This window comes from Cytobacillus mangrovibacter, from assembly GCF_042865275.1.
In the GTDB taxonomy this organism is placed as follows: domain Bacteria; phylum Bacillota; class Bacilli; order Bacillales; family Cytobacillaceae; genus Cytobacillus; species Cytobacillus mangrovibacter.
In genome coordinates this window covers 62,204-82,181 of record NZ_JBIACJ010000010.1, presented here as the reverse complement: position 1 = coordinate 82,181, position 19,978 = coordinate 62,204, and the positions used below count along the sequence as shown (strand labels likewise).

The following is a 19,978-nucleotide window of genomic DNA, read 5'->3' as shown; positions in this document are numbered from 1 at the left end:
TTTCAATATCCCTAGTGAATATTTGCAGTAAAAATGTTGAAATTTAAAGAAAGATTTTTTCTTCTTTCTAGTACGGAAACATAGGGACGTTTCTCACGTTTCCTCGAAAGGAAACACAAGAAACGTCCCCTTGTTTGCGGACTGGTGTTCCGCTATTTCATAAAAAGCAATCATTTCATAGACTTTTCGGACTCAGGTTCCGCTATTAGTGTTCGAGAGGGTAAATTTCGTATGATTTTGATCAATTAACGGAAACAGTGTCCGCTAGCATTACAAAAATAGTAGATATTATATAAATAGCGGAAGGCGTGTCCGTTAAAGAAACATAAGAACCGTCCCCACGTTTGTCATATAAATAGCGGAAGGGGTGTCCATTCCGTTTAGGAAACAAAAGAAACGTCCCCATGTTTTGCACCCATGTTTTGCTTGCAAGAACCACCCCATGTTTTCCCAACCCCCTCGAGAAATGTTATAATAAAGGAATGCTTTTTTTGTATCGGAGGGAGGTTTTCTTATGTCTACAATACCTGAGAGATTCCAGGAGCCTTTGCAGTTTGCGGCTAAGGCGTTGATGGATTTGCTGCGTGCGGAGGTTCCGGAGGATGAACGCTTAGTACAGAAGGGGCTGATCTTATTTCGACAGGGGCTTGTTTATCAGCTGCGATTTGAAGGGGATCAGATTACGGCTACTGTACAGGATGTCACGCCAGCGAAGGTGCGGTTGGATCTTGATTTCATTCATTTAAGCGAATGCTCCTGTCCGGCAGATGGCTTTTGCCGGCATCAGCTGGCTGTGTTTCTTCAGCTTCTATCTCAGACAAACAGTGTGAGTGCTTGGGTGGAGGAATGGAGAAAGCCGCTAAAGGAGAAAAAGGTTGCGAAAGAATTAGGAATCCAGAAGGCAAAGGATTTATTGATGGTGGCTGGAAGGCAGCAACCCAATTATGATAGGTGGATGGCCTCTTTTAATGAAAGCTTCCACACCATTATGGAGGAAAATAGTACACCGAAGCCCTATGTCATTTCAGAGCTTTATAAGGTGTTTACTAGACGCTGGAAAGCAACGGCGCCTTTCGAGCAAGAATGGAAACTCCTATACTTACTCGTTGGACATGTGTTCACCTTTAATAAAATGATGGAATTTAGTGTTAGGCTTGGACATTCAACAGAAATGGTTAAGCGCTACTATGTTCAGCATTTCTATGAAATGACCGATGATATTTCTGATATCATTGACAAACTATCTGTCCACTCTCTTCCCTTTGCCTTTGATGAATTTATTGAGAAGCTAAAAGAGGATTCTTCTGACCTTCTTACTACTCCATTTGATCTTGAATACGAACGTGCGCAGCTGTATCGTTTATTATGGACGAAGTTTTTCAAGAAAAAGGAATGGTATGCGGAAGAAATTAAGAAGTTACGAAACATTGAGGAGAAAAACTTCCCTATTATTGTAGGAATTACCCATCTTTATTTTCTCCAAAGAGATGATGAAATGACCCTTCAGTTTTTGAATGTACCAGATGAGCAGATGACACCTTACATTCTGTACTGGATTGAACGATTGTCCTTACAAAAGGAATGGAAACGAATGGGCCCTTATGTGGAGGCCTATATTAAGAAATTAAGCGGATATCTTGCTCTATCCACCAACTATTACGAAAAGCTCAGTTATGTCAGGCATGTCATGAAAATGATCCAGCCCTTTTGTTCGGAGGCCAATCGGCAGGACTTGTATGAGAAGGCATTGATTGAAACACTGCCATATAGCTACAGCGACTACGAGATCATGCTGTTTGACAATCAAGCTTTTGATAAATGGACCGATTTACAAGCCTTTATGGATTATGATATTGAAATGCTTCACACCAATCGCTTGAAAACAATTGAAAAAGTAGATCCATCCCTGCTCTTGCCGCTATACCACCAGTCCGTTCAGCACCATATCGCCCAAAAAGGCAGGGACCACTACCGCGAGGCTGTCCGGCAAATGAAAAAGCTCCGTACCTTGTACAAGAAACTGAAGCAACAGGATGAATGGGAGTTTTACCTGGAAGCATTACTCGAAAAAACCAAACGGCTCCGCGCCTTCCAGGAAGAATGTAAAAGGGGAAAGCTGATCGATGCTTAAAACGAGATTTCTGAAAATAAACGTACGAAATATAAACACAGATCTTTATTATATTTCTGCCAATGATGAGGAAGGCCAATTCCTTCATCCTGACGCATGGGTTCCGATTCTCTTTCATCGTCATGCTGAAAGCTTCTTTGGCACATTTATCGATGAAAAGCAATTCATTGATGGACGAGAAGTCCCCATCAACGGCTGGCAGCTTGTCACCTTATTCGCTCATGAACAATTTAACCAGTTTATCGAGTGGGATTGGGACGAGATGGCACAAATCTGCTTAGCTACAGCCTTGCCTATTTATGAAGCCGTGTCTGCAAAAGAATGGATTCCTGATTTCACTGCATGGGAAAAGGATCAATTCCGCTGGGCGCTTCCTGACAGGGTAATTAATGAATTTAATCCTTCCTTTTGGGAGCAAAGTATTGATGATACACCTGTAAAAGCATTTATTCACGAGTGGTATCACCATTCTTTAGATGCCTATTTGGACCGGAAAAGCGAGCTGAAAGAGGCCTTCGGCGAAAAGTTAAAGGCACTGAAAAATGACCATCTTTCCCCTCGTGATCTTGCAGCTTATTTCGACGAGGAAAGCTGGCAGGAATGGATTGGTTTAAAGGAAAACGATGTCCCTTTTACAATCGGGTTGAAATTGGAAGAGCCTGCCGAAATATACGACCAGTGGGAGCTCAGCATTTTCTTGCGTGGAAAGAAACAGCCTGATTTGCTCGTTGATCGAAATGATTTAGCCAATTATCCGCGTGGCTGGAAGAAATATAATGAAGCGATTGAAAAGGAACAAAAGCGGTGGATCCATGTATTTCCTTGGCTTGCAGGTGAAAAGGGACTCACGAGCAGCCTGACAGAAGAAGAAGCATGGACTTTTTTAACAGAGGCAAGCGAAACCTTGCTCTCTCTTGGTGTTGAAATCCTCTTGCCTTCCTGGTGGCAAGCAATGCAAAATGCCAATTTAAAGGTGAAAGCACGAGTAAAAGGGCAGTCCAGCCATCGTCCTTCTTTCGTTGGACTTCAAGCAATGCTTGATTATGACTGGCGCATTTCAATGAACGGTGTCGACCTGTCAGAAGATGAATTCAACACTATGGTGGAAGAAAAACGCCGTCTCGTCTATATTCGCGGCCGCTGGATCAAGCTTGATCCTCATTTTGTCCGCCATATTCAAGATTTAATGAAAAAGGCGGAAAAAGAGGGTCTCCATGTTCGTGATTTAATTGAACAAGAGCTTCTCCAAGATGAATCAGCCGAAGAGGATGAATTCGAAAATCCGCAAGCCTTCGCCAAAATCCAAATCGAGCTGAATCGCCAGTGGAAGCAAATGGTGAAGCAGCTTCGCGATACGAAGGACATCCCATTAGAGGAAGCACCTCCTAGTTTCAAAGGAGAGCTGCGTCCCTATCAGCAGCTTGGCATGAGCTGGCTGTTGTTCTTGCGCAAGTATGGCTTTGGTGCGTGTTTGGCCGATGATATGGGTCTTGGAAAGACCATTCAGCTTATCAGCTATCTATTGAAAGTAAAAGAAACCGAAAAGGACAGCGGGCCTGCACTCATTATTTGTCCAACTTCAGTATTAGGCAACTGGCAAAAGGAAATCGAACGCTTTGCCCCAGAGTTGAACATCTACCTTCATTACGGCGGGAATCGCCCTAAGGGAGAAGCTTTTACTGAAAAAGCGACTGCTGCTGATATTGTTCTTACTTCCTATGGGCTGACCCATCTAGATGTGGAGGATTTCGGGCAGATTGAATGGAGCGCCATTAGCATTGATGAAGCCCAGAATATTAAAAACGCCCAAACGAAGCAGTCAAAAGCTGTGAGAAAATTGCAGGGTAAGCATCATATTGCCCTAACAGGAACGCCAATGGAAAATCGTCTGTCAGAGCTCTGGTCCATCTTTGATTTCACAAACCATGGCTATCTCGGCAGCCTTGGCCAATTCCAAAAACGATTTGTCCTGCCAATTGAAAAGGATGATGATAAGGAAAAGGTTCAGCAGCTTCAAGCATTTATCCGCCCCTTCCTCCTGCGCCGTACGAAAAAGGATGAAGAGGTTGCATTGAATCTGCCAGATAAGCTTGAACAGAAAGAGTATTGTCCGTTAACAGTGGAACAAGCCTCCTTGTATGAGCAGCTTGTAAAAGATACATTCGAGCAAATTGAAACACTGTCTGCCTTTGAGCGAAAAGGCTTGATCCTACAAATGCTGAGCCGCCTGAAGCAGCTTTGCAATCACCCTGCCCTTTACTTAAAAGAAGCAAAACCAACCAATGTGATTGAACGATCTACTAAGCTTGAGAAGTTAACCGAGCTGATTGAATCCGTTCTTGAACAAGGAGAAAGCTGCCTCATTTTTACCCAGTATATTGAAATGGGGAACATCATCCGCAATATGGTGAAGAAGAAATTCGGCCATGATGTGCCATTTTTGAATGGTAGCGTGCCAAAAAATGAACGCGATCGGATGATTGCTGGCTTCCAGGATCACAAGTTTCCTATTTTCCTGTTATCCTTAAAGGCCGGTGGGACTGGCTTAAACTTAACTGCGGCCAATCATGTCATCCACTATGACCGCTGGTGGAACCCAGCAGTTGAAAATCAAGCAACAGACCGAGCCTACCGAATCGGACAAAAACGCTTCGTTCACGTGCATAAGATGATCTGCACAGGCACACTCGAGGAAAAAATTGATGCCATGCTTGAGAAAAAGCAATCCTTAAACGACCAAATCATTCAAAGTGAAAGCTGGCTTACCGAACTATCCACATCCGAGCTGCGCGATCTTGTTTATTTATCATAAATTGAAGGGGCAGTTCACTAATCGATTTTCTTGAATAGTGATTGTCCCTTTTTCTGTAGCTATGTTAGCGTTTATTGTTGATAAGGAGCCATTGGTGTACACGCGAATGCGTTTTATTCGAATGAATAACTTAATGAGCGGGTACACCAATGGCGATTTTATGCACAAACAATATTAATTAACATAGCCTTTTCTGTAATAAATCAGTCTGCCATCTACTTGGATTCTTCTAGGCATGGCAGCTGATTTTTCACTTTGGCTTTTTCCGTTAAGTTCGGCTTGTGTGTCAAATACATCACATGGTTTCTCTCTTTAATTAGGAAACAAGATAGGAAGCTGTATTTTCCAGGATGCTCAGAATCCATTCGTATCGATCGATTGATTAAATCAATTTTACAGCGAGCAGACTGTTGGATTTGATCCTCGGTGTAGTAAAAGTATAGAATTGAGTTTTTTCTGAGAGGAATTCTTTGATATGATTTTGATGATTGAGTCCTGAGGAGTTGCAGCGCATCAAAGAACGTAGGATGATTATGTATCTTTAGATAATTTCCCTCCTGCCTAATTCCATTGAAGTATAGCGAACTCATGATTCCACCGCCTTCTTCATTTGGCATATGTCAATCACTCCTTTCTACAAACAGATTTGAATATATTTCCACCTCTATATTCGACATGATCTTCCAAATACCTCCTAGTTCAATTTTCCTATGAGGAGATTGGAAAATTGACTTTTCATACTGGATTCTATTAATAGTGATTATTAGTCACAATTACAATAGTGACCATTAGGAACACCAAGCCCTTTTCATTACTTTTCTCGTTAAGTTTAAGAGAAAACAGATGCTAATGGTGGTGTATAGGATGAGTTTACCTGAGGTTTTGAAGAAGCAAAGGGAAGATCGAAATTGGAGCCAAGACTTTGTGGCTAATTTACTAAATGTCCATCGTTCAACAATAAGCAAATATGAAACAGGACAAATCACCCCCAGTTACCAAACCCTTATCCAGTTCGCAACTATTTATAAGCTTGACATGGCTCAATTGGTTGGAGAATTAGTCGAGACCCGCACAGACAAACAGCCATATATTTTAAAAGAAAGCCCTAACGAGTCCGAAATGGATCTAATTAGAGAGCTTTTAGAAAACTCTTCTGAACTAAAACGGGCATTATTGGATCTATATAATTTTGATATAAAGAAGAAGAGTTCAGCCATTGCCATATTCCACGCACAAATCCAGGCGATGAAAAAGAACTAAAGACCAACTTTTAAATACACGATTATGATCCGCCAGCCCGACTTTTTGACTGAAAAAGGGTTCGAGCAATTTCTGGAACAGACGAAAAGGAAAAAGGCAAACCCATTCCTTGAGAAAGTCAGGTTTGAACAAGCGACAGATGGATTAAGCTGTCAAATGATGCATATTGGAAGCTTCGACGATGAGCCGAAAACTTTTGAGCAAATGGAAGCATTCTGCTTAGTGCAAGGATATAGCCGTACTAGCAAAATTCATCGAGAAATCTATTTGTCGGACCCCCGAAAGACTGAAACAGCAAAGTTGAAAACAGTGTTAAGATTCCCTGTAAAAAAGGTCCAATAGATGTACAACTTCAATTTAATAACAAGAAAAACCGGCGCAATTGCGCCGGCGATAGATGAAGAATGGGAAGATTCGATTGATTTTTTATATGGAAGGATGATCGGAATGGAAAATTGCGGTGGACATATTAATGAAGATTAGTTAGCAAGTATGTGCTTTTCCCCCTCTAATGGATTCAGTTTATATTCCTGCAGGACAGATTCGCGAATGATTTCTTCCAGCTGAATGACACGTTTATTTAAGTCATTGACTCTTTCATTTGATTTTCCGATCATTTTAATTAATGCTTCAACTAAGTATTCGAGTTCCTTTTCCCTTTCCAAAGATTTAAACCCCTCTTCCAGCCAATACATCATCCGGCTTTTTCTGATCAAGAAATCTTACATTATCTGCCCATACTTCTGTCACATAAATTCGCTTACCTACTTGATTCTCATAATTTCTTGTTTGAATTCTGCCAGTAATTCCAATAAGGGAGCCTTTCTTGCAGTAACGCGAAGTATTTTCAGCTGTTTTCTTCCATAGAGTACATTGAACGAAATCTGCCTCTATGTCTCCGCGCTGATTACGATAATGGCGGTTCACAGCAAGCGTCACATTCGTAACAGGGGTTCCATCAGGGGTTCTTTTTAGCTCCGGATCCTTTGTCAACCTCCCTACAAGTGTTACTTGATTGATCATGTATTCTTTCTCCTTTCTTTGATATAGCCCTATCATAACCGCCTAAGTTCCTATAAGTAAAAAGAGGAAAATAGCATTTATCAAGAAAAAAGCAGGAGGAAAGCTATATTATTAAGACAAAATACCTATTTCAGCATCAAAAAACATTCCAAAAATGTAAACATTAAACAGTTACTACCGATTTTTCGACAAGGGTACTGTTTCCGTTTTTAGCAAGGGGTATGTTATAATTTGGTTATTACATGTAGGGATCGGAGGAAAAGGATGAAGACGTTTAAACTGTTCTCGCTGCAAGTGGTTGAAGAAGATCAGTTGGTAGATATCGAACTTGAAGATGGGCTAATCATTAGTCAAGAAAACGATCAGAGCACCTGGTTAATAGAGGCTTATATTAGTAAGTCCTATGATGAGTATTTCCAAATGCTAGCTAAGCGTGAGGAAGATTTGATCGTTCAAGTAGTCATCACAAAAAAAGAAAACAGTCCCGCTGCCTTCCAAACAAAAATTGTCACGATTCAACACATCAATGACCATATAAGCATCCTTCTAAAAGGAAACCTAAAGAAAACCAATTATGATTATGCAGAAATCGTCTTAAAGAAGCTCATTAACCAAGGAATTTCAGGGGATAAGCTTCTAAGCGAATTTAACCATATCATGAGAAGCAAGCCGCAAATGACTGCAGCCAAAGACAAATAAAAACTCCCTTTTATAGCGGGAGTTTTCCTCATCTATATTAATTAATACAATAGAGCATTAGCAAAGGGCTCTGTCCTTTTTGACAATTTTATATTTAACTGTTGAATAATCTATTCAACATCTTGCTTACGATCGTCTAGGATTGGGAGTTCTTGTTGATAAGCTTGTTCATATAAAATGGCTGCGTCTATCCATAACTTCTTCGGCAGGCATTAGCTGTTCTGCTTTTTTAGTTTTTCTTTTAATTTTTCAATCACGTATTTCGCTTCCATTTTGCAGGAATATGTAGCTTCTTCTTTAAGCTCCTGTTGGAGACTGTTTAATTCTTCAATCTGTGCTGCTGATGGCTTTTCAGATAAAATTTTATCTAATGTTACATTTATTTTATCGGCAAGCTCTTCATGGAAACGCGCGTCTGCTTTCAGTTCATCACTAACTTGGCTATACCAAGATGAATGATTAATGATATAGTTACGCCATTCAGCTACAAAATTCTCCATGTTAAATTCACTTTCATTCCAATCAATTCTACTCATATATTGTTCAAACGAAGTAGTTATGGAACGAGAAATACTCACTTTTATACCTTGTGAAAGATCTTTAAACATCATTCTTGTAAAAGTACCCCCCAATTGATACGAGTGCGTTCATAAAATACCTATATTAAAATAATTAGAACATAAATACCTTAACATAATTCGAATATAAAATACAATTATTGTTTTAATTATGGACATTTTACTAAAGTTTGGAGCTTTTTATCTATTATGTATGTGAAAAGGGATTTTATCCCTCAAATAAGTAATTAAAGGGCAATTAACTTTTTCCATATAAAAAGGACAGGTTCCACCCCTGCCCTTTTGTTCATCGCCTATCGATCCTTATTATCCGCATCATTTCGGTCAATATTATCTTCAATCAAGTCTTCGCCAGGGTCATTATTATCTTCCATCATGTCCCCATCATTATCTGTGTTGATATCGTTGTTATCATTGTTTAACCCGTTGTTGTCATTGTTTACACCATTATTGTCTAAATCATTGCCATTATTATTCAAATCATTATTATCATTGACACCTGGTTCATCAACAATATTGTCCTCTGGAGGAGGCTCTTGATCGTTTGCTGCACACCCTGTCAAAAGCATGGCCGTAAGTACTGATCCTCCAATAATGGTTAATAGCTTTTTATTCATGAGAAAAACTCCTTTCCTATATGGGATTTGGTTGACCCCTTTTTTATAGTGGTCTTCTGTTAATGTTCCCAAAATCGACAACAACTTGCATAAAAAATATAGCTGTTTTTTGCAAACATTGCTGCTGATTAAATTCCTTCTATGGGACAGGTGCTTCGATTTTTTTGTGGTTTTGTCTCATTGACCTTTTTTATGAGACAGTTGCTTCGGGTTTTTCGTGGTTTTGTCTCATTGACTTCTTCTATGAGACAGTTGCTCCGGGTTTTTCGTGACTTTGTCTCATTGACCTCTTCTATAAGACAGTTGCTCCGGGTTTTTCGTGGTTTTGTCTCATTGATCTCCTTTATGAGACAGTTGCTCCGATTTCTTCGTGACTTTGTCTCATTGACCTCCTCTATGAGACAGTTGCTCCGATTTCTTCGTGGTTCTGTCTCATTTACCTCTCTTAAGAGACAGATACTCCAATTTTTCAGGGCTTTTGTCTTGAAAAGAGCCAACAAAAAAGCCAGCACACGGATATGCCGACTTTACTGTTTATATAGGATCACACCACTTATAGGTGAAAGCTGTTTGCACCTTGGAGCTATTATTTTAAAGCAAAGGTGATTTCCGCTTCACATACAAGTTCTCCGTCAACTGTAGCGACGGCTTTTCCCTTGCCTACTGGACCTTTGACGCGGATGATTTCCACTTCAAGGCGAAGCTGGTCACCAGGTACGACTTGTCTTTTAAACCTGCATTTGTCGATGCCTCCAAAAAAGGCAAGACGACCACGGTTTTCTTCTTTTTTAAGCATCGCAACGGCTCCAACCTGTGCCAAGGCTTCTACAATGAGTACACCTGGCATAACAGGGTAATCCGGGAAATGCCCATTGAAAAACTCTTCATTAGCCGTCACATTTTTTATTCCAATGGCTTTTTGCCCTTCTTCTACTTCAAGGATTTTATCAATTAACAGAAAAGGATAACGATGGGGAATAATTTCTTTAATTTGCGTGATATCTAACATTTTAGTACCTCCTCCTAATAATAGGTTATATCTATTGTTATTTTACTAAAAAAAGAATGTGAAAGCTAATAAAAAAAGTATTCATAAGCATCTGCTCATAACCAATTAAGTAAATGTCGGTCTGCTTCATTTCACTGCGCTGGTTATTACTTCGTACATAAAGGCTTGTTCAATCAATCAGACCGACTATTTAATTTTCACAAAAAAAAGAGGCATCAGCCCCTCTAGTTATTCTTTTTCAATTAGATCTACGATATGTGTCCATGTTGATTTCTTAAACACATCTTTTGGTTGGCCATTTCCTAATACACCGTATCCGACAGCAGCACCAGCAGAAATACTTAGGAAAATGAGAACAGCAACAATGATAATCCGCAGCCATATCGGGATTAAACGTATGCGAATCCGACGTCTACGCACCTTTTCCGGTTTGCTGCTGCTTGTCTTTTTATATTCCTCACGCGTTTTCGCTGCTTCTTGATTATTGTTGTTTGTTGACATCTTTATTTACCCCTTTTAACGAATTCCATTGACTAATCCCATCATTTGATCAGCAATTGAAACGGATCGAGACTGGAATTGATAGGAGCGCTGAAGATTAATCAATTCTGTCATTTCCTTTGACATATCGACGTTTGACTGTTCTAGTGCACGTTGTTGAATCGCAATTTGATTGCGCATAGCTCCATTAAGCTCTGTCAGAATTTCTTCTTCCGTTCCATTTAACTCTGCCATATTTTCTGGAAGACCAAGGAGGTTTCCACCCTTTTGCTCGAGAAATTGCGGTTTATTTACCTGAACCACTCCAAGGTTAAATTCCCTGCTTCCGCCATTCTCCATGATCGCAATCAGACGTCCATTTTCCGTCACTTGATATTCCTTCACTTGGCCATTAATTGTAATCGGATTATTATTTTCATCTAGAACAGGATAGCCATCGCCCGTTACAAGCATTGTCTCTGAATCCGATAAAGGTGTTAAGTAAAAAGCCCCATCCCTTGTGTAACGCACAGCTGAGCCATTTTCACCTTGCTCTAGCACACGGAAATATTGTCCTTCTTTAGTGAATGCCATATCAAGTGCGCGGTCTGTATTCTTTATGCTTCCTTGGGTCATCACGATTTTGGACTGGGCAAGCTTCGCCCCGACTCCTTGCCTGATACCATTTGGTGTGAGTCGATTTCCTTCAGCGGCTGCGTTCTGCTGATTATTGAATTGCTGGAACATCAGGTCAGCAAAGCTTGCCTCCCTGCGCTTATACCCAGTCGTATCGATGTTTGCCATATTATGACTGACAATATCCATTTGTTTCTGTAATTGGGACAGCGTATTTGTAGCTGTAATCATCGTTCTGTTCATACTTATCCCCCCTTATTCCCTTAAAAGTTATCCAATCCTGCCCACTTCATTTGCTGCCTTTTCCATACTTCTATCATAAGCCTGAAGCACCTTCTGGTTTGCTTCAAATGCACGGTAGGCTGTCATCATATCTGTCATCGTTCTGCTTGCATCCACATTCGACCGCTCTAGAAAGCCTTGCTGCAGCTTAAACTCCGCACCGTTAACATTATAGGCATTAGCTAGGGCATTACCATCTTCGGTCCGATACAGCCCATCTCCTAGCTTGATAAGGCGATTCGCATCTGCTGCTAAGCCAATTCCCAGTCTTGCAGTTACTCCATCACTGGTTAAAACACCATTCTCATTGATTGTGAATTGATCACTTGTCAGCTGAATCGGGTTGCCAGTTGTATTCATCACACGCAAACCGCTTGCTGTTGTTAAAAATCCGTTGCCATCAACGGTAAAATTCCCGTTTCTCGTATATTGTGTTTCTCCATTTGGGCCTGCCACTGTAAAAAACACCGAGCCGTTCTCAGGCATGGAAACATCTAATAATGCAACATCTGTCCCAAGCCCCGTTTCCTTTAGATCCCCCTGCATAAAGGCAGGAATCGCTTCTTGCATATAGACGCCCGTGCTTAACGAGCCAATTTTTTTATTATAAGGGAGATTCAGCCCATTTTCTGTAGGGATCGACAGCTCATCAAAACGCTGTAAAAGCATCTCTGGAAAAGCCCGCAATGATGATTGATCTGCTTTAAATCCTGGTGTATTGGCATTTGCCATATTATTTGTTAACATTTCCGTCCGTCTTTGTTGAGCAAGCATACCGGACGCAACTGTATAAAATCCTTTGAACATTAACGTTCACCTCATTTAATACTCGGTAAAATATGTATAGAAAATCGCATATTCGCGCGTATATTTTTTACACTACTTCTATTATAGAAAAAAACTACAAAATAAACATTATATTTTTACAGGAAAAAGTATGAAATAGGAGATTTTTGTAGCTGCGTTGATCTAGTTGTGGAATGTATTTATAGATCACCTGTTTTTTACACTTTAGTTATGTTAGCGTTGATTGTCGATAAGAGCCATTGGTGTAGACGCGAATGCGTTTTATTCGAATGAATAACTTAATGAGCGGGTACACCAATGGCGATTTTGTGCACCAAAAATATTATTTAACAAAGCCATAATTTTAAGCTTCGAAAATAGCCTGCCATCATCTGGCAGGCTATTTCTCTCATTATCCAAGCTTACGCTTAGGAAGTTTGTCAATATTATCAAGCATGATGCCTGTTCCGATTGCTACGCAATCCATTGGGTTTTCTGCAATGAGTACAGGTACTTTTAATTCTTCTGCAAGCAATGTATCAATGCCATGAAGCAATGCGCCGCCGCCTGTCAGGATGACACCGCGGTCAATGATATCTGCTGATAATTCAGGTGGTGTGCGTTCTAAGACGCTTTTTGCTGCCTGAACGATGACTGCAACAGACTCTCTTAATGCCTGCTCAATTTCTTCTGAACGAACTGTGATCGTTCTTGGAAGACCTGAAACCATGTCACGGCCACGAATTTCCATTTCTTCACTTCTTAAGCCAGGGAAAACCGTTCCGATATTTATTTTAATATTCTCAGCCGTTCTTTCTCCGATTAGAAGCTTATATTCACGTTTAATATAATGAAGAATTTCACTGTCAAATACGTCACCAGCCATTTTAATCGATGCGGATGTAACGATATCACCCATTGATAAAACAGCTACATCTGTAGTTCCTCCGCCAATGTCAACGACCATGTTTCCACTTGGCTGGAAGATATCCATGCCTGCACCAATTGCTGCTACTTTCGGCTCTTCTTCTAAATAGATTTTCTTGCCGCCGCTTTTTTCAGCTGCTTCTTTAATCGCCTTCTGCTCAACACTTGTAATGTTTGTCGGGCAGCAAATTAAAATACGAGGCTTAGATAAAAACCCTTTTACATTCAGTTTATTAATGAAGTGCTTTAACATCGCTTCTGTCACATCAAAATCTGCAATGACTCCATCTTTTAGCGGACGAATCGCCGCAATATTCCCTGGTGTACGCCCAACCATGCGACGTGCTTCCTCACCAACAGCTAGCACCTTATTATTGTTTCTGTCAATTGCCACAACGGATGGCTCATTCAATACAATTCCACGGCCTTTTACGTGAATAAGCACGTTAGCCGTTCCTAAGTCAATTCCAATATCCCTCGCAAACATTCTTTTTCTTTCCTCCTTGCATAATTGGCCAGCTGAGCGTTCACCTTTGCTCATAAGAAAAGCGCAAGGCGTCAGCTTAATCGAAAACCTGCCAAGCACAATATCTTATATTTTCAGCTATCTCAAGCGAACTTTGCTTTTTTTATTTGTAATGAAGTAGGGTGCTTTCAACACCAAGTCGAACCATTTTTGATTATACGAACCAAGTTCTATCCTAATTTTATATTCTACCACAATCATCAGGATTTAAATAATAATATGTCAAAAATTGTTGGGCTTTTTGCAGATATTTGTCGGATAAAAATAATAGGCTGGTTTCACAAACATCGTTGCTAATCAGCACATAGTTTGTAAAGGTTGATTTCCGCTCCAGGCATTCGCTTTCCGCGGGGTGGGCGCTGAGCCTCCTCGGTGCTTTAGCACCTGTGGGGTCTCAGCTGTCCCACTACTCCCGCAGGAGTCTCATGCCTTCCGCTCCAATCAACTAACCTTTTTTAACGGTAGAAAGCTGATTCAAAAACAACAATAATCTAGAAGATAGAAAAATAATAAAAGCAATTAGCCTGTTTGCCAATTGCCCTTACCTTCACCTATTTAGATTGGTCAGCATACTAAAAGGAATCCGCTTCCACTTTACTTGATGGGTTCCTCTTCCATTTCCTCCTTCTTATACTTCATTTTTGTCGCTTCTCCACCTCTTAAATGGCGGATTGATTTATGGTAATCTAGGATTTCCTTGACCTCGACTGCTAATTCAGGATTAATTTCAGGAAGTCTTTCCGTTAGATCTTTATGGACTGTACTTTTGGATACGCCAAACTCCTTCGCTATGACACGAACTGTTTTTCTCGTCTCCACGATATACTTTCCAATCTTGATAGTTCTCTCTTTGATGTAATCGTGCACACCACTCGCCCTCCCTAAATTGGATGTGAGAAGTGTGAAATGAGACTCGTTCTTCGCTTTGATCGTTACGCCATTCCGCACGACTTCATTGACTAAACAGCCTATTATATTCTCGCTTGATTTCGTTTTCATGCGGCAGAAAGCAAATCCTTTCTGAATTTGCAATGAATAAACATGTCCCCAACATATACATTATTATGTTAAAAAACGACCCCTCACCTCAAACACTCTCTTTGTAGGTTTGTAACAGTCTATTAGCTTGGTTGCTTATATATGCATTAAAAACACAATAGGGACAAGGAATTAGCGAATTTTTTTGAAAATAACTATTTTATTCGAAAAGCTTTATCAAATTGCCAGTACTGAATCTATTGTTTTCACCATTCTTATGTATGAATTGACAAAAAAGCTGTTATTTCCCGAGAAATTTGTCGAGATGCGTTCATGCATAATAGGATATTTCTTCCCCACTATATTCCTGTTCACCAAAAGCTTTAATGTACTTTTTTCTTCAACTTTTTATAAAAAAAATGCCTTTCCTAGCTAGTTGTTTCGTATTATTATTAATTCAGGAGAAAAATCACGAATTTTGTCGAATGTGTTGGATACAAAAAATGGCATAATAGTGACCAACAAACTCCCTAGAGGATGCTCTAATCCACAGCAAGCTCAGTTACATTCATCAGTTGAAGGGAGAATAACGAAATGAAATGGTCCATCCGCAAGAAGATCATCATGATCTTCAGTACTTTTATCCTGTTGATCGGTGTGATTTGTGCCTCATCTTTGTTCAGTTCGATCAATTTAAACCGAAATGCAGGTATAATTAGCTCAGAGATTATTCCTAGAATTAGCCTAATTGGTGAAATTAATTTTTCGACAGAGCGATATTTTGCAACTACACAAAAACAATTATTATCACAGGATAAAGAATATATCGAAAAATTCAATCAGTATATGGATCAATTAGCAACTAATATTGATACCATGTTTAATGAATATGAGCAAATGCTGCAGAATCTTCCAGACGCTATGGCGGAAGAACAAGAGCTTCGAAGGACGTGGGAACACTTTCTAGTGCGTTGTAAAGAGGTAAAAGAATTACAGGAGCAAGGCCATATAGATGATGCCGTATTATTATCGTATGAAGTCCAAGCCGAGTATGATTTGATGAATGAAAATATTGATAATCTTATCGCCATGCATGAGAAGAATGCTGCAGATATTGAAGCTTTAGGGGGAAATATTTTCAAAACTAACACTATTGTCATGATAGTATTAGTAGTTATCTCTCTTATTTTTGTAGTAGCTATGATTATTTTTATCCTACATCTTATCCAAAGGCCAATCGTGAGGCTAGCTGATAAATTCAGAAAGATGGCGACTGGTGATCTTACCGTTGGAGAATTACAGATAAAGAATCGTGATGAAATCGGTGCGATGGCCACTAGCTTTAACCAAATGCTAAACAACTTAAAGCAAATAGTTCATGGCATTGATTCAAATGTTGTTCTCGTCGCTTCTACTTCAGAAGAATTAGCAGCAAGTACAGAGCAAACAACTAGTTCCCTTCAACAAGTTGCAGAAGCGATCATGGAAATCTCTGAAGGTTCATCGACACAATTAGAGAGTACGAATACAAGCAGACAAATCATTCATGAGATTGGACGAGGAATGAATCAGGCATCACAATCTGTTTCAAAAGTATCGAATCTCGCTGTTGCAACGACAAAAGCGACAGCAGCAGGAACTTCTATTATGGAAAATACTATGAATAAAATGTCCGATATTCAATCAACATCAGAATCAACAGCACAAATCGTTAACTCCCTTGAACAGAAATCCAAGGAAATTGAACGCATCGTTACATTGATTACAGCCATTACAGATCAAACAAACTTATTGGCACTCAATGCTGCAATTGAGGCTGCAAGAGCCGGTGAGCATGGCAAAGGATTCGCTGTAGTTGCTGATGAGGTTCGTAAGCTAGCAGAGCAGTCCAACCGTGCAGCCGGGGAGATCAGCAGCTTGATAGGGGCCATCCGTCAAGAAGTAACAGAGGCTAACCAAGCCATGGCAGAATCGCTGCAGAATGTAGAAACTGGCATTGAAATGACGAAGTCCACACAGACTAGCTTTCAAGAAATTGCCCATATGGTCAGTGAAGTATCCGCTCAAACAGAGGAAATATCAGCTGTCATCGAGCAAGTAAACGCAAGTACACAAAATATGCAAGAAGTAATGGATGAGGTGGCTCATTTATCAAGTGAAGCAAATGACCGGTCTCAAAACGTCGCTGCAGCTGCTGAGGAGCAAAATGCGACGATGGAGGAAATTGCTTCATCCACAACCGTCCTTAGCCAAATGGCTGATGAGCTAAAAATGATTGTTAATCAATTTAAAGCATGAAGAAACACCTCGTCAAAGTTTTGACGAGGTGTTTGCTTTTTTAAATACTATTAGCTGATTGTTGGAAGGCCTTTATGTGACCAACTCTGCATTTTTTTACCACTTGTGGGCACATAAATCTATTTTGCTGACCAACTCTGCATTTTTTACCATTTACAGGTGCATAAATCTCTTTCCGCAACCGACTTACAGGCACGTAGCCAGCTGTCTTCAACAATCCTAGAAGCCTACACAAAAATAGCAAAAGCCTCGTCCACCGCCGAACTAACAAAGAAGGGCTAATTCATCGAAAAAACCCGCCAATTGGCGGGTTTTGCTTATGCATCTTTGGATTCTGTTGTGTCTTGCTTTGTCTCATCATCTGTTTGGTCTTTTTCATCATCAGTCGCTTCATCTTCATCTGTTGACTTATCTGTATCAATGGCTTCATCTTCAGAAGCCTCATCTTCCACTGCTTCTTCCTCATCAGCAGCTTTTGTATTCTCTGCTGATTCATCCTCTTGTAAAGAGCTTAATGGTTTTTGGAAGTAATCATGTGGATTAACAGCTACACCATCTTTGCGAATTTCAAAGTGTACATGCACAGCTGATTCTTCATCTAACTGACTGACTCCGGCTTTTGCAAGAACTTGTCCTTGTTTGACTTGATCGCCAACCTCAACATTTATCTCTGTAACAGATTGATATTGTGTTACAATTCCTTTGTCATGTTCAATTTCAATGACGTTACCCAGTAATACATCTTCAGCTACTTTTGTAACTGTACCGCTTAGTGCTGCAATGACATCAAATGTCTCGCCACTCTTAATTCCAATATCGATACCTGTATTTGGATGGTATCCGTTATTGTAGAATACAAGAGCTGCTTCCTGTTCTTCTGATTTAGCATTCTTGTCATAGAAATGTCTTTGAATGACTGGTGAATCAGCATCTTTCACAGGCATAATAAAGTTTTCCATTTGGCGGTTAACTTCGATTGCTGGCTCATTGATATTTTTGCCCGGAACATCAGTCGCTTCATAATCATAGTTGCCTTGATCTGTTGCACTATCGCTGCTGTTCTGATACCAAAGGACCGCACTTAGAATGATTGCTGCACTTGCAATGTAAATAGCTGGGAATGCCCAACGCTTTTTGAAAAAGCGCTTAAAGCTGGAACCTTGAGAAGATCGTTTCTTTTCTTCCTCTCTCATTATCATCACCTCAGCAATCATTCTGAACAGAATGGAGGAAATATATACATTTACAAAAAAATATTTTTTTGGTTTATTTTTCGACAAGAACAAAGATATTATTCATTTTAATGAAAAAAATTTTTTAGGGGTTGTTTTTTTATGTGGAAATGGATTTTGAGGATTCTTCCTTTCTTATATATGGGTGTGATTTGGACGCTTTCCAGCTTCCCTGCTAATGCAGTTGTCGAGCTTCCAGATTTGTCACTTGATCGCTTCATTAAGGAATCCATGCATTTAATTGAATTTGCGATTCTCTATCTCTTGTTTGTCTTGGCCATGCATACGCTGAACATTCCCTTTTCAAAAACATTCAATTTCCTTTGTGCAATCACGGCCTGTTTATATGGATTAACAGATGAAATTCATCAATCCTTTGTGCCTGCCCGGTCAGCTACATTTATTGATGTGGTTAAAGATGTTACCGGTGTGGCTATTTGCTGGTATGTCATCGATCGCGCTTCCTTTCATCAGCGCTTTCCAAAAGTTACTGCATTTCTCCGTTTTATAAAAAAGTCCTAACAAAAAGAGAGTTGCCGCCTTCATTAGCGATAACTCTCTTTTACCTTTATTTATTTGCTAGCACTTTTGTAAGGATGTTGTCAGATGCGGTTATTTCTACACCTTGGTAGTAATGGGCGATGATTTCTTTATAGCTCTTGCCTTCTGCAGCCATGCCATTCGCTCCGTATTGGCTCATTCCGACTCCATGACCGTTCCCCTTAGTATTAATAATAATCTTGTCGCCTTTACGCTCCCAAGTGAAGTCTGTAGACTTTAAACCAAGCTTTTCTCTTACATCCCTCCCTTTAATCGCTTTTCCGTTAATTTCAACCTCTCCAACACGTTTCCCTGCTGTTCGTTCTGTTACATTGCCAATGGTACTATCCTTTGGCAGCGTCACTCCTAGCTTTTGCTCAAATTCAGAAACGGTAAATACCTTTTGGCCACCGAACTTTGGCGATTGCAAATCCCATGGACTTTCTACACTTTTTAAATAAGGAAGCGGCAATAACCAAATTGCTTCTGAATTCTCCGTATATCCATTGCTTGTTGAAAAGAAACTCGCATCAATGGGTGAACCATTATACGTAATAATTTGTCCGCTCGTTTCACTTACAGCTTCTCTAATTTTTTTGATTGCCCAGCTATAATCATCTTTGAAAATCTTTCTTAACTCAGCATCATCCTTATATACCTGGTGCTGAATGGTATCAGTTACAAGTGCTCCACCTGGCAGCTCGGATTCCTTTTCTTTTATCATTTGATTGACAATATATGTTCTTGCAGCCATAGCCTGTGCTTTTAATGCTTCTTTTTCAAAATCCCTCGGCATCTCTGAGGCAACAACCCCAACAATATATTCTTCAAGCGGAAGCGTCACTGTTTGCTTCTTCTGCATTTGAAATACAGCTACCTCCACCGCTGGACCTGAGGGTGTGACAACTGGTTCTGATGGGCTTTCCTCCTTTTTCAATTGCTCCCCAAGCTTTCCTGTGACCTGATCCTCTGTAAAAGGAAGCACCAACAAGGACGGAATCATTAGTGTGATGACAAACAACAATACTGCTAGTACGATGAAAGGTTTGAATTTTGGAATGTTCATGATTTAATCCTCCATAAGTAAGTAATCGAAAGACTACTAGTAGCCCCGTCTCATTTCATTCTTATGGGATTGGACAGGCTATTATGACAAGATTTTGC

Annotated in this window: 21 protein-coding genes; 8 read left to right on the top strand and 13 right to left on the bottom strand. The window is 40.0% G+C overall.

Annotation, left to right across the window (positions count from 1 at the left end; genetic code table 11):
* The first annotated feature begins 514 nt into the window (after positions 1-514).
* Positions 515-2,131: an SWIM zinc finger family protein gene (locus ACFYKT_RS17340; RefSeq protein WP_389222179.1), complete on the top strand. Its 1,617-nt coding sequence runs from the start codon at positions 515-517 to the stop codon at positions 2,129-2,131.
* Positions 2,124-4,943 carry a DEAD/DEAH box helicase gene (locus tag ACFYKT_RS17335; protein WP_389222177.1) on the top strand — a complete coding sequence of 940 codons (2,820 nt, stop codon included), beginning with the start codon at positions 2,124-2,126 and terminating at the stop codon, positions 4,941-4,943. The genes ACFYKT_RS17340 and ACFYKT_RS17335 overlap by 8 nt, the downstream gene beginning before the upstream one ends.
* Positions 4,944-5,158: 215 nt before the next feature.
* Here ACFYKT_RS17335 and ACFYKT_RS17330 read toward each other — a convergent pair whose 3' ends face one another.
* Complete coding sequence (locus tag ACFYKT_RS17330) at positions 5,159-5,560, bottom strand: hypothetical protein (protein WP_389222175.1); 402 nt, start codon at positions 5,558-5,560, stop codon at positions 5,159-5,161.
* 247 nt (positions 5,561-5,807) lie between these two features.
* On the opposite strand from ACFYKT_RS17330, the gene ACFYKT_RS17325 reads away from it, so the two are divergent.
* The 3 genes from ACFYKT_RS17325 to ACFYKT_RS17315 are packed head-to-tail and all read left to right on the top strand — an operon-like array spanning position 5,808 to position 6,686.
* Entirely contained in the window at positions 5,808-6,203 is a 396-nt protein-coding gene (locus ACFYKT_RS17325; protein WP_389222173.1) for a helix-turn-helix domain-containing protein, read from the top strand.
* A 24-nt stretch (positions 6,204-6,227) separates the two neighbouring features.
* Positions 6,228-6,545 (top strand): GyrI-like domain-containing protein, encoded by a 318-nt coding sequence (locus tag ACFYKT_RS17320; protein ID WP_389222171.1) that lies wholly within the window; start codon positions 6,228-6,230, stop codon positions 6,543-6,545.
* Positions 6,546-6,686, top strand: coding sequence for a hypothetical protein (locus tag ACFYKT_RS17315; RefSeq protein WP_389222169.1), 141 nt, complete (start codon positions 6,546-6,548; stop codon positions 6,684-6,686).
* On the opposite strand, the gene ACFYKT_RS17310 is transcribed toward ACFYKT_RS17315, so the two are convergent.
* Positions 6,683-6,868: a hypothetical protein gene (locus ACFYKT_RS17310; RefSeq protein ID WP_389222167.1), complete on the bottom strand. Its 186-nt coding sequence runs from the start codon at positions 6,866-6,868 to the stop codon at positions 6,683-6,685. The genes ACFYKT_RS17315 and ACFYKT_RS17310 overlap by 4 nt on opposite strands.
* Before the next feature lie 4 nt (positions 6,869-6,872).
* Positions 6,873-7,226, bottom strand: a complete 354-nt coding sequence (gene ssb / locus ACFYKT_RS17305) for a single-stranded DNA-binding protein (protein WP_389222166.1) — start codon at positions 7,224-7,226, stop codon at positions 6,873-6,875.
* Between the two features lie 264 nt (positions 7,227-7,490).
* Here ssb and ACFYKT_RS17300 point away from each other — a divergent pair, with 264 nt between their 5' ends.
* Positions 7,491-7,925, top strand: coding sequence for a YwpF family protein (locus tag ACFYKT_RS17300; RefSeq protein ID WP_389222164.1), 435 nt, complete (start codon positions 7,491-7,493; stop codon positions 7,923-7,925).
* A 212-nt stretch (positions 7,926-8,137) separates the two neighbouring features.
* On the opposite strand, the gene ACFYKT_RS17295 is transcribed toward ACFYKT_RS17300, so the two are convergent.
* The 8 genes from ACFYKT_RS17295 to spoIIID all read right to left on the bottom strand — a co-directional run bounded on the left by ACFYKT_RS17295 (position 8,138) and on the right by spoIIID (position 14,633).
* Entirely contained in the window at positions 8,138-8,536 is a 399-nt protein-coding gene (locus ACFYKT_RS17295; RefSeq protein WP_389222162.1) for a hypothetical protein, read from the bottom strand.
* Positions 8,537-8,796: 260 nt separating this feature from the next.
* On the bottom strand, positions 8,797-9,120 hold the full coding sequence (locus ACFYKT_RS17290) for a hypothetical protein (RefSeq protein WP_389222160.1): 324 nt from the start codon (positions 9,118-9,120) through the stop codon (positions 8,797-8,799).
* A gap of 586 nt (positions 9,121-9,706) precedes the next feature.
* A complete protein-coding gene (fabZ, locus tag ACFYKT_RS17285; RefSeq protein ID WP_389222158.1) occupies positions 9,707-10,129 on the bottom strand; it encodes a 3-hydroxyacyl-ACP dehydratase FabZ in 423 nt (140 codons plus the stop codon).
* Positions 10,130-10,357: 228 nt separating this feature from the next.
* The gene (locus ACFYKT_RS17280) at positions 10,358-10,630 is read right to left on the bottom strand and encodes a DNA-directed RNA polymerase subunit beta (RefSeq protein ID WP_389222157.1); all 273 of its coding nucleotides are present in this window, start codon (positions 10,628-10,630) and stop codon (positions 10,358-10,360) included.
* Between the two features lie 15 nt (positions 10,631-10,645).
* Positions 10,646-11,488 carry a flagellar hook-basal body protein gene (locus tag ACFYKT_RS17275; protein WP_389222155.1) on the bottom strand — a complete coding sequence of 281 codons (843 nt, stop codon included), beginning with the start codon at positions 11,486-11,488 and terminating at the stop codon, positions 10,646-10,648.
* 27 nt (positions 11,489-11,515) lie between these two features.
* Complete coding sequence (locus ACFYKT_RS17270) at positions 11,516-12,334, bottom strand: flagellar hook-basal body protein (RefSeq protein WP_389222153.1); 819 nt, start codon at positions 12,332-12,334, stop codon at positions 11,516-11,518.
* Between the two features lie 391 nt (positions 12,335-12,725).
* Positions 12,726-13,727 (bottom strand): rod shape-determining protein, encoded by a 1,002-nt coding sequence (gene mreB, locus ACFYKT_RS17265; RefSeq protein ID WP_389222151.1) that lies wholly within the window; start codon positions 13,725-13,727, stop codon positions 12,726-12,728.
* A 633-nt stretch (positions 13,728-14,360) separates the two neighbouring features.
* A complete protein-coding gene (gene spoIIID, locus ACFYKT_RS17260) occupies positions 14,361-14,633 on the bottom strand; it encodes a sporulation transcriptional regulator SpoIIID (RefSeq protein ID WP_389222253.1) in 273 nt (90 codons plus the stop codon).
* A 705-nt stretch (positions 14,634-15,338) separates the two neighbouring features.
* On the opposite strand from spoIIID, the gene ACFYKT_RS17255 reads away from it, so the two are divergent.
* A complete protein-coding gene (locus ACFYKT_RS17255) occupies positions 15,339-17,042 on the top strand; it encodes a methyl-accepting chemotaxis protein (protein WP_389222149.1) in 1,704 nt (567 codons plus the stop codon).
* Between the two features lie 317 nt (positions 17,043-17,359).
* Here ACFYKT_RS17255 and ACFYKT_RS17250 read toward each other — a convergent pair whose 3' ends face one another.
* The gene (locus ACFYKT_RS17250) at positions 17,360-18,235 is read right to left on the bottom strand and encodes a peptidoglycan DD-metalloendopeptidase family protein (RefSeq protein WP_389222147.1); all 876 of its coding nucleotides are present in this window, start codon (positions 18,233-18,235) and stop codon (positions 17,360-17,362) included.
* 141 nt (positions 18,236-18,376) lie between these two features.
* On the opposite strand from ACFYKT_RS17250, the gene ACFYKT_RS17245 reads away from it, so the two are divergent.
* Positions 18,377-18,796 (top strand): VanZ family protein, encoded by a 420-nt coding sequence (locus tag ACFYKT_RS17245; protein ID WP_389222145.1) that lies wholly within the window; start codon positions 18,377-18,379, stop codon positions 18,794-18,796.
* 46 nt (positions 18,797-18,842) lie between these two features.
* Here the strand turns inward: ACFYKT_RS17245 and spoIID are convergent, their stop codons facing one another.
* Positions 18,843-19,874 carry a stage II sporulation protein D gene (spoIID, locus tag ACFYKT_RS17240; RefSeq protein ID WP_389222251.1) on the bottom strand — a complete coding sequence of 344 codons (1,032 nt, stop codon included), beginning with the start codon at positions 19,872-19,874 and terminating at the stop codon, positions 18,843-18,845.
* Positions 19,875-19,978 lie beyond the last annotated feature (104 nt).

Bases quoted from the DNA above. Each gene is read 5' to 3' on its own strand.
- ACFYKT_RS17320 (WP_389222171.1), top strand. From the start codon at position 6,228: ATGATCCGCCAGCCCGACTTTTTGACTGAAAAAGGGTTCGAGCAATTT.
- ACFYKT_RS17335 (WP_389222177.1), top strand. From the start codon at position 2,124: ATGCTTAAAACGAGATTTCTGAAAATAAACGTACGAAATATAAACACA.
- ACFYKT_RS17325 (WP_389222173.1), top strand. From the start codon at position 5,808: ATGAGTTTACCTGAGGTTTTGAAGAAGCAAAGGGAAGATCGAAATTGG.
- mreB (WP_389222151.1), bottom strand. From the start codon at position 13,727: ATGTTTGCGAGGGATATTGGAATTGACTTAGGAACGGCTAACGTGCTT.
- ACFYKT_RS17295 (WP_389222162.1), bottom strand. From the start codon at position 8,536: ATGATGTTTAAAGATCTTTCACAAGGTATAAAAGTGAGTATTTCTCGT.
- ACFYKT_RS17275 (WP_389222155.1), bottom strand. From the start codon at position 11,488: ATGAACAGAACGATGATTACAGCTACAAATACGCTGTCCCAATTACAG.
- ssb (WP_389222166.1), bottom strand. From the start codon at position 7,226: ATGATCAATCAAGTAACACTTGTAGGGAGGTTGACAAAGGATCCGGAG.
- fabZ (WP_389222158.1), bottom strand. From the start codon at position 10,129: ATGTTAGATATCACGCAAATTAAAGAAATTATTCCCCATCGTTATCCT.
- ACFYKT_RS17300 (WP_389222164.1), top strand. From the start codon at position 7,491: ATGAAGACGTTTAAACTGTTCTCGCTGCAAGTGGTTGAAGAAGATCAG.
- ACFYKT_RS17315 (WP_389222169.1), top strand. From the start codon at position 6,546: ATGTACAACTTCAATTTAATAACAAGAAAAACCGGCGCAATTGCGCCG.
- ACFYKT_RS17245 (WP_389222145.1), top strand. From the start codon at position 18,377: ATGTGGAAATGGATTTTGAGGATTCTTCCTTTCTTATATATGGGTGTG.
- ACFYKT_RS17280 (WP_389222157.1), bottom strand. From the start codon at position 10,630: ATGTCAACAAACAACAATAATCAAGAAGCAGCGAAAACGCGTGAGGAA.
- ACFYKT_RS17290 (WP_389222160.1), bottom strand. From the start codon at position 9,120: ATGAATAAAAAGCTATTAACCATTATTGGAGGATCAGTACTTACGGCC.
- ACFYKT_RS17255 (WP_389222149.1), top strand. From the start codon at position 15,339: ATGAAATGGTCCATCCGCAAGAAGATCATCATGATCTTCAGTACTTTT.
- ACFYKT_RS17330 (WP_389222175.1), bottom strand. From the start codon at position 5,560: ATGCCAAATGAAGAAGGCGGTGGAATCATGAGTTCGCTATACTTCAAT.
- ACFYKT_RS17340 (WP_389222179.1), top strand. From the start codon at position 515: ATGTCTACAATACCTGAGAGATTCCAGGAGCCTTTGCAGTTTGCGGCT.
- ACFYKT_RS17250 (WP_389222147.1), bottom strand. From the start codon at position 18,235: ATGAGAGAGGAAGAAAAGAAACGATCTTCTCAAGGTTCCAGCTTTAAG.
- ACFYKT_RS17270 (WP_389222153.1), bottom strand. From the start codon at position 12,334: ATGTTCAAAGGATTTTATACAGTTGCGTCCGGTATGCTTGCTCAACAA.